A 7,396-nucleotide genomic window follows, 5' to 3' on the forward strand; every position below is an offset into this window, starting at 1 on the left:
TCTTCCATCCCATTTCTAGAGAGGCGATCATACTTTGAAGTTACGTGTCATGACCTTTAATATACATCATGGTAAAGGAACCGATCGCAAAATCGATCTACAACGAATCGCTAACATCATCGCCGATCATCAGTGTGATGTAGTTGGTTTAAATGAAGTAGATTGCTATTTTTCAAAACGAAGTCACCATGTCAATCAAATCGATTGGCTGGCCAAGATACTCGGCATGAACTATGCTTATGGACATGCTATTTCCTCACCTGCAAAGAAAAGAGGAGAACCTAGACGATATGGAAATGCAATCTTGTCGCGTTATCCCATCTCCTTCAAGCAAAATCACCTATTCCAATTTCCAACTAGACTGATGGAAAATCGCTCCTTGCTAGAGTCACACATCCAGCTTCCCAGCCAAACGATCCATGTATGCACCTCGCACCTTAGCCTAAACCCATGGATTCATCGTAGGCAAGTTAACTATATTCTCCATCATTGCGTAGATCACTCATTGCCCACTATCGTAATGGGAGATTGGAATATGAGACCGAAATCAAAACCATGGAAAAAGGTTGCCCATCACTTTATGGACGTCTGCCAAGTAAACGATCCCACTCTGCGATACGCAACCTTTCCTTCGTTACGCCCTAGAACGCAACTAGATTATATCTTTGTCAGTCGTGATCTCTTTGTTCAAAGTGCAGAAGTGGTCCAAAGCAATCCCATTGCTTCAGACCATCTTCCCTTACTCACAACACTATCTCTCCGTTACTAGTTACATGTTGGAGCAACTGCAGTCGTTGATCCCGTCCATACATAGGCATCACTAACCCACTGTCCATTACCGATGCGATCCCATATATTCGTGGTTTTCGATCTACCTGTAAAAGTCGTACCCGTGGCCGTACATGCTATAGTTACAATCTCTCCATCATTCTTCGTTCCCACGATTGGATAGTTACTTCCTGGTCCAGATCTCACATTCAGAGTGCCTCTTCCCACTACATCCACAATCCCTTGGTTAGGGGCAAGTGCTCCATAATGATATAATCCTTGACCTGGGTAACGAACGGTACTTCCATGCATCGCATACCCTCCATAGGCGGAATTGCCCGACCAAAATACCCAACCACCGATCTCACGGCCATTGATCGAAACATATGCATTATTGTAGCGGAGTGCAAAGTGTACGTGTCTTCCTGAGGCATATCCCCCGCACGATACATCTGTACCCGTATATCCGAGAAATGTGCCCACATCGACCCACGATCCATTTGGCCGGATGTTATTCAACAAATGATAGTAATCAGTGGCAAACCCGTTTGCATGAATAATCCGAATCCAACCCTGTCCATTTCCACACATAGTGTAGGCATTACCTGAACCCGCTGCCAAAACTTGTTGATTCCCCCCTGCTAGATCTAGGGAGCTATAAGGAGTATTTTGCCCACTATAACCATGCGGTCCACCTGTTAACGTCCAAGTAGCACCTAAAGCAAAAGGCAGCCTCAATTGATCTTGATCCGCCATAATCTTGACATCACTACTACGATTGGCAAACGCCTTCTTTTCATTGCTATTCACAACCGTACTAGGTGCATCTTGTAACCAACTCTGGAATAACTGACTCCCTTCCAAAGCCACCTTCCATTCTGCCTCTTCCATCTTCGCAACATAAATCCAACCTTCTGGATACGCCCCTTTTTCCTTAGGTGCCTCAATGACAGCTGTACCAAATACCCACTTCTTGTCTGGGTCTTTTCTCTGAACATTTACCTGTGCACGACTCTCTACATCCGCGGCTGAGATAGACGCCTTTTGCTGAGTCTTTTGCTGAGTCATCTCTTTCGTAACCGCCTCTGTCAAATTCGAGAGATCGTCCTCACTAAATTGAGACGTTGTGACATTCTCCCAAACTGGAACCGCCACAGTCGGCATCAACACTAACAATAAAGCAAACCCTATGCACCAATACATCCACTTCTTCCTCATTTGTTAACCCCCCAAAAAATTAATCTTATTAATTTTAAAATTCATTATATTGCTTATATTAGTAAATGTTGTTGTTTTTAATTCGTCTATTTTTATTTATTGGTTTCAACTCGCATGTTAATAAAAGGATCAGAACATACTACGAATACCATGAAAGGGAGGTAATATCATTGGATATACAAAGAGCAAAAGAAATTATCGCTTCTCCTAAGACCATACATGTGAACTACAATGGTAATTCGATTTGGATTGACCAAGTAAATGAGGACGGCGTTACAGCTACTGTGCATATACAAGGAGCACATCAAGAAAAACAACAAGTTAGACTTTCCGATCTAAGCGAAGTAAATCATTAGATTGAAAGAAGAAGGGAGCTACCGCATAGTCAGCTCCCTTCTTCTTTCAATCTGTATCTTAGTCATTTCGGTAATCAATTTAATTTCTATATATTTAATGAAATTAGATAAATAAAATCACATAACAGAGATCTTCTTATGCTGTAAAAATCCATAGATAAACTATATTCATTCACAATATAGTATATTAATTAATAATTAATTACACATAAAATGTTTTCCTTTATGTTATCAAATAAAAACATTGAATATATATGTGAAATTTAATATGATTATTTAGTGCAACTCGCCCATAATTAAATAAATTTCTATAGGATGTTCTATTGTTCTTTACTAAATAACTATCAGAGGTGATCATATGAAAAAATTTGGCCTAGCTTGGCAAATTTTATTTGGGCTGGTTGTTGGTGTAATAGTAGGTGCCATTTTCTACGGAGACCCTACGATTGAGACATATCTAAAGCCGATTGGTGACGTCTTTATTCGACTCATTAAGATGATCGTAATTCCAATCGTCATTGCCAGTATCGTAGTAGGTGTCGCTGGAGTGGGTGATACGAAGAAGTTGGGGAAACTAGGCGGTAAAACCATTCTCTATTTTGAGATCATTACCACCATCGCCCTCGTACTCGGATTGCTACTCGCTAATATATTCCAACCAGGTGCAGGCATTAAAATGGATGTACTGCAAAAAACAGATATTCAAAAATACGTAGACACAACCCATCAAGTAGAAAGTCATGGGTTTGCAGATACATTTGTAAATATCGTTCCAAGCAACCTGTTTGAATCCTTAGCCAAAGGCGATATGCTCGCTATTATCTTTTTCTCCGTCATGTTCGGACTTGGTGTTGCAGCCATCGGGGAAAAAGGAAAGCCCGTTCTTACCTTCTTCCACGGTGTCTCAGAAGCGATGTTCTCCATGACCAATCAGATTATGAAGTTTGCTCCACTCGGTGTATTTGCACTAATTGGTGTAACCGTTTCTAAGTTTGGGATTCAGTCCCTTATCCCACTTAGTAAACTCATTATCTTGGTATATGCTGCCATGATCTTCTTCATTGTTGTTGTACTCGGGATCATGGCACGTATCGTGGGCATTAACATCTTCCACTTATTCCGTGTCTTAAAAGATGAAATTATACTTGCTTACTCTACGGCAAGTTCTGAAACCGTTTTACCAAAGCTAATCGAGAAGATGCAGAAGTTAGGATGCTCGAAGGCGGTTACATCCTTTGTTATTCCAACCGGTTACTCATTTAACCTAGATGGTTCCACACTCTATCAAGCCATTGCTGCGATATTCCTCGCTCAATTATATGGCATTCATATGCCAATCAGTGCCCAAATCACGCTTCTTCTCACACTGATGGTAACCTCTAAGGGAATTGCAGGTGTACCCGGTGTATCCTTTGTTGTATTATTAGCTACTCTCAGCGTAGTCGGAATCCCACCTGAAGGGCTCGCTTTCATCGCCGGTGTAGACAGAATCATGGATATGGCCAGAACCGTAGTAAACGTATTCGGTAACTCCTTAGCCGCCATCGTTATGTCGAAGTGGGAAAAGGAATATGATAAAGAAAAAGAAACAGCGTACTTGAAGGAATTAAATATCATTCCATCCAAGTAATGCATACTTGTTTTATCCATAAAATAAAGACGCCATTTATCCTATTTTAGGGAAAAACGGCGTCTTTATTTTTGCTTTGTTCACTCATCCATCATCATTACTTTTCTCTGAGTATGTCCTTCTACAAGACATCAAAGAGCAAATTAGTCAATTCCCCCTATCGATCGAGAGAAAATCAAACATTTATTAGCTAAATTGCCTCTCAAGTTCACTCTTCTTCTCTTTTTTTTATTTTCTTAGCTATTTTAGCACCCATTTTGATAGATGGAATTTCAATGAAATAGTAAGAAAGGCTCGCAACTAATAATGCAACCACAAAACTTAGCAATAAAATTGCACTGGTTGGTATCGAGTTAGCTAATAAATGTACCATGAATAGAATGATGGGAAGATGTACTAAATAAAGACTGTAAGATATTTTCCCTAAGTAATGAATGGGCTTCTTTTTTAAAACGTTTGTTACTCTTATAGATGCTAAACTGATACTAATAAATATGACTGAACCAATAGCTGTAAACCAATCATCTATTATAAAGTTATGAGCAAAAGAAACATTGTAAAACAGAAAACTATATGAATACAAGCAAGTTGCTAGTAATAATAGAAAGCCTTTAAATAAAACACTTTTCGCTTGTAACCAATGAACAATAGTCTGATAGTATTTAGCCAATAACGCTCCTATCATAAAGATACCAGTATAATGAATTGTATAATCCAAACTTTTTACTTCTACCATAATCGAAAGGAATAACGCCAAACAAATTATATACTTCCAATTGACTCGTAATACAATCATCATGATAAATGGAAAAATAATGGAAATTCTCATTTCATGAATAAGCGACCAAATAACAGGGTTAAATTGCCTTGTATCATAATTCCCTATGAATAAAATGTGATTCCAGATATCTTGTATTGCTACTTCCTTATTCCATCCACGTGAAACAAAATCACTACCGCCCTGTATTGCCTCACCAATGAAAGGAAGCGCTAATAAGAAAGCTAATGTTAACGTCACAATGTAAGGAACATATATTCTGAAGAAACGCTTTATCACATATGGAGAATATTGTAGTTTAAAGCCCTCGCGATAATAAGGTAAAGCTAATACAAAACCACTCAACACAAAAAATAAAATGACTGCCCCATGTCCATCAAAGAAAATATGTAATGGACTATATTTAACTATATTTAACCAAAAATAATTCGTATTTTGACTCGTGTTTGGCTCAAAATATGGATAAACATATAGCAGATGACTAAAAACCACTGTCAAAGCAGCCATACCACGCAAAGAATCTAATTGTACTAAGTGCCGTTTCATTTACTGACTCCTAACTAAATATACTATTTCGGAGTACCATCAACATTTTAATAAAATGCGCTCAAGTAAATTACGATAAAAATGGTGAGATGATATCTATTTGGGACAATCCTATTCCATTTATATATTATACTTTGCCTATATATATAAATCTATGTTTTATAATGGATATTTATATTCATACACTACCGAACATGCAACAAGACGCTGTAGATCGATTTGAAAAAATGTTATTTGATGATGAATAAACGTCCAATGTTTGCAAATTGTTTGCAATGCCCCTTCCACCACTCTTGCAATTACTTTAGAAAAACAAAAACCTTGAAACATCAAGGTTTCAGACTGCGGACAAACCTCTTCTGAACAGTAAGTTTAGAAGAGGTTTTCGTATGAATTTACCCAAATATCGTTTATGGCGATGGTTTCTCCATCGCCATGTAGCGAGTTTTTTTAAGTTCATTGCAGCAAAAACGAGCATCGCCTGCATCTGAATTTTTTGCTTCCCACGAAGCGTAGTCCATTGCATTCCATGCTTCTCTTTCATATCCGCAAATACTCGTTCAATCGTTTCTTTTCTTTGCTTGTAGATATGTTTGTTCAATTCTGTATGCCTTAAATGGTCTGCCTCCTCAAGATGATCTTGCCAAATACGCCGATGAATTTGTTTTGTATGATTTTGACTCGCGGTACATCGGGAAAGGAATGGACATTCCTTACAGACAGAGGGATTGGAAGTATATTGACGATAACCTTCTCGAGTAGTTGTACGATACTTTAATACCTGATCAGCAGGGCATATATAGCAGTTGTAGAATTCGTCAAATACGTATTCATGTTTGCGAAAGAATCCCTCTTTAGTCTTAGGTCTTGTGTATGGCATGACGGGGCGAACCCCGTCATCAAACAATAACTTGCTAATGTAAGGAGTTTTATAACCAGCATCAATTGCAACTGCTGTAGGTTTTGTAATAGCAGTTTTGATCTCATCGTATAGCTGCTTAAATACTTGATTATCATGGATATTACTCGGTTTTACAATGGCTCCTAAAACAAATCCATTCCGGTCACATCCCGCATGAAAGGAGTAAGCAAACATAGACTCTCGTTCATTTTTTATGAATAATCCACTCTCAGGATCAGTCTTATTTTCCTTTACTTCTTTCATTCCTGTTGTTTTAGGAGCTAAAGGCTTTTTTCCGTTCTGCGCTCGTTCTTGATTAATCTCTTGGTATAGCTTTTCTTGATAATCTTTGGCTTGAGCTTCTACGACTTTCTTTGAATACTTCTTTTTGTTTGCACTTGCTTTGACATGGGTTGAATCAATAAAGACAACATCTGGATCGACAAAACCTAGATTCATAGCCTCTTGCAGAATCCGATAAAAGATTTCTTCAAATAAATCTGTACCCTGAAACCGTCGGACATAATTTTTACCGAAGGTAGTAGAATGAGGGATTTTTTCTGTTAAGCCATATCCGATAAACCAACGGTAGGCTATCTACGATCGTAGCCGCTATATCACAAAGTTTTTTTTCATCACCCAAATACTTGCCAAATTCTATATTTTTATGGTAACAAATCAATGGAGAATATTCTCTCGTATGCAGCCCTGTATAAACAGGATCACACCCGTGACCATCCGAGCAAATAATTAATAAATCATCTTCTTTCATAAGTGACTTTATCTTGTCCAAATCCCTATCAAACTTTTCAAGTGCATCACTCCATCCCTGTGTATCAAAATAATGACCATATTTTGCATCAAAATCATTCAAGTTTGCAAAAATCAAACCCTTATCATCTACTTTATTCATGAAATTCATTAAACCCTCTACACTTTCATCATTACTTCTTGGACTGTCAACAGAAAGTTAGACAATTTTTTTAAGGTGTTTAAGCTTGTATTCAACAGGGGTTAAATAATCTAGAGTGCCGTGTATGCGAATGTTGTTGAACCAATGAACATAGTCGAATAACTCACGAGACAGCTCTTGCAGAGATTGAAAATAAGCATCATTCACAAACTCAGTCTTGATGACTTTAAACATGGCTTCTGCAACCGCATTATCAAGCGGTGTACCTTTCAGACTTAGTGATCGT

At 38.1% G+C, this 7,396-nt stretch carries 7 protein-coding genes and 1 pseudogene; 3 read left to right on the forward strand and 5 right to left on the reverse strand.

Features of this window, described 5'->3' with window-relative positions; all coding sequences use genetic code 11:
* The first annotated feature begins 34 nt into the window (after positions 1-34).
* Positions 35-769 (forward strand): endonuclease/exonuclease/phosphatase family protein, encoded by a 735-nt coding sequence (locus tag BLU58_RS06700; protein ID WP_093291444.1) that lies wholly within the window; start codon positions 35-37, stop codon positions 767-769.
* Here the strand turns inward: BLU58_RS06700 and BLU58_RS06705 are convergent.
* On the reverse strand, positions 766-1,986 hold the full coding sequence (locus BLU58_RS06705) for a peptidoglycan DD-metalloendopeptidase family protein (RefSeq protein ID WP_093291445.1): 1,221 nt from the start codon (positions 1,984-1,986) through the stop codon (positions 766-768). The genes BLU58_RS06700 and BLU58_RS06705 overlap by 4 nt on opposite strands.
* A gap of 170 nt (positions 1,987-2,156) precedes the next feature.
* On the opposite strand from BLU58_RS06705, the gene BLU58_RS06710 reads away from it, so the two are divergent.
* Both BLU58_RS06710 and BLU58_RS06715 read left to right on the forward strand, forming a co-directional pair.
* Positions 2,157-2,342, forward strand: coding sequence for an H-type small acid-soluble spore protein (locus tag BLU58_RS06710; RefSeq protein WP_093291446.1), 186 nt, complete (start codon positions 2,157-2,159; stop codon positions 2,340-2,342).
* Positions 2,343-2,700: 358 nt separating this feature from the next.
* A complete protein-coding gene (locus BLU58_RS06715; RefSeq protein WP_093291447.1) occupies positions 2,701-3,972 on the forward strand; it encodes a cation:dicarboxylate symporter family transporter in 1,272 nt (423 codons plus the stop codon).
* A gap of 208 nt (positions 3,973-4,180) precedes the next feature.
* Here the strand turns inward: BLU58_RS06715 and BLU58_RS06720 are convergent, their stop codons facing one another.
* From BLU58_RS06720 to BLU58_RS06735, 4 genes and pseudogenes are all read right to left on the reverse strand, one after another.
* On the reverse strand, positions 4,181-5,296 hold the full coding sequence (locus BLU58_RS06720; protein ID WP_093291448.1) for an acyltransferase family protein: 1,116 nt from the start codon (positions 5,294-5,296) through the stop codon (positions 4,181-4,183).
* Positions 5,297-5,633: 337 nt separating this feature from the next.
* Positions 5,634-6,794, reverse strand: a pseudogene (locus tag BLU58_RS06725) (IS1182 family transposase); the annotation flags it as partial.
* Positions 6,727-7,119, reverse strand: a complete 393-nt coding sequence (locus BLU58_RS06730; protein WP_093291450.1) for an alkaline phosphatase family protein — start codon at positions 7,117-7,119, stop codon at positions 6,727-6,729. The pseudogene BLU58_RS06725 and the gene BLU58_RS06730, both read right to left, overlap by 68 nt.
* A gap of 48 nt (positions 7,120-7,167) precedes the next feature.
* On the reverse strand, positions 7,168-7,396 hold a 229-nt coding region (locus BLU58_RS06735), incomplete at its 5' end, for an IS3 family transposase (RefSeq protein ID WP_143123729.1).

It is taken from the genome of Thermoactinomyces sp. DSM 45892 (assembly GCF_900107305.1).
GTDB lineage: Bacteria > Bacillota > Bacilli > Thermoactinomycetales > Thermoactinomycetaceae > Baia.

Excerpts from the sequence above, each read along its gene's own strand:
- BLU58_RS06705 (WP_093291445.1), bottom strand. The coding sequence starts at position 1,986 with ATGAGGAAGAAGTGGATGTATTGGTGCATAGGGTTTGCTTTATTGTTA.
- BLU58_RS06715 (WP_093291447.1), top strand. The coding sequence starts at position 2,701 with ATGAAAAAATTTGGCCTAGCTTGGCAAATTTTATTTGGGCTGGTTGTT.
- BLU58_RS06720 (WP_093291448.1), bottom strand. The coding sequence starts at position 5,296 with ATGAAACGGCACTTAGTACAATTAGATTCTTTGCGTGGTATGGCTGCT.
- BLU58_RS06730 (WP_093291450.1), bottom strand. The coding sequence starts at position 7,119 with ATGAATTTCATGAATAAAGTAGATGATAAGGGTTTGATTTTTGCAAAC.